This window comes from Acetobacter farinalis, assembly GCF_011516935.1.
Taxonomy (GTDB): domain Bacteria; phylum Pseudomonadota; class Alphaproteobacteria; order Acetobacterales; family Acetobacteraceae; genus Acetobacter; species Acetobacter farinalis.
This window is the reverse complement of record NZ_WOTF01000063.1, coordinates 1-1,196: the sequence shown is the minus strand read 5'-3', so window position 1 is coordinate 1,196 and position 1,196 is coordinate 1. Positions and strand designations below refer to the sequence as shown.

Annotated in this window: 1 protein-coding gene; it reads left to right on the top strand. The window is 53.8% G+C overall.

Annotation, left to right across the window (positions count from 1 at the left end):
- The first annotated feature begins 69 nt into the window (after nucleotides 1-69).
- Nucleotides 70-1,157 (top strand): IS3 family transposase gene (locus GOB82_RS13195; RefSeq protein ID WP_166123794.1). Its coding sequence is split into 2 segments (ribosomal slippage): nucleotides 70-331 and nucleotides 331-1,157, totalling 1,089 coding nucleotides; the frame shifts between segments, so codons are not numbered across the junction.
- The last annotated feature ends 39 nt before the right edge of the window (nucleotides 1,158-1,196 follow it).

The following is a 1,196-nucleotide window of genomic DNA, read 5'->3' as shown; positions in this document are numbered from 1 at the left end:
GGTAATCCCCCCATAAAAAGAGTGGCTTTTGAATGAGAATTTTCTCAGCGTGAGGATGAGGAGATTTTGATGAAGAGTGATCGCTTTACTGATGCCCAGATTATGGGCGTGATCCGCCAGGCTGAGGGTGGCATCTCGGTTCCTGACCTGTGCCGGGAGCATGGGATCAGCAACGCGACGTTTTACCGGTGGCGCGCGAAATATGGCGGCATGGATGCCTCGATGATCAGTCAGATGAAGGCTCTGGAAGAAGAGAACCGTCGGCTGAAGCGGATGTATGCGGATCTGAGCATGCAGACGGATATCCTGAAGGAGGCCCTTGGAAAAAAATGAAGCGGCCAGCCCAGCGCCGGGAACTGGCCGCACAGGCTGTGGCGCATCACGGGGTCAGCATTGCGCTGGCCTGTCAGATTTTTGGGATATCCGAGACCTGCTTTCGCTATTGTCCGCGACTGGCGGCGGAGAACGACAGGATTGCCGATCTTCTGGTGGGACTGACCCAGGCTCACAGGAGATGGGGATTTGGCCTGTGTTTCCTGTATCTGCGTAACGTGCAGGGACAGGTCTGGAATCATAAGCGGGTTTATCGGATCTATCGGGAACTGGAACTCAACCTGCGGATTAACCCCCGCAAGCGTCTGATGCGTGAAAAACCTGAAAAGCTATCGGTCCCAGCACTTCCCAACAAAGTCTGGTCCATGGATTTCATGGCGGACAGGCTTTTGGATGGACGTGCTTTTCGGCTCCTGAACATTCTGGATGACTTCAATCGTGAAGGACTGGCGATTGAGGTTGATTTTTCCTTGCCGGCCTGTCGGGTTGTCCGCTGTCTGGAGCAGGTTATGGAGTGGCGTGGCAGGCCAGAGGCTATCCGAATGGATAATGGTCCTGAATATGTCAGCCATACGTTGGTTTCCTGGGCCGAAAAGCAGGGGATTACCCTGATCTATACGCAACCGGGCAATCCGCAGCAGAACGCCTATATCGAACGCTACAACAGAACTGTCCGGCAGGAATGGCTCGAGCAGTCTCTGTTTGAAAGCATTCAGGACGTGCAGGAGGTCGCCACACAATGGCTCTGGACATATAATCATGACAGACCCAACATGGGGAACGGTGGGTTCACACCCGCCCAGAAACTAAAAGCAGCTGCCTGAATTCTCAGTCAGAACCCCTCTAAAAATGGGGGGATTACC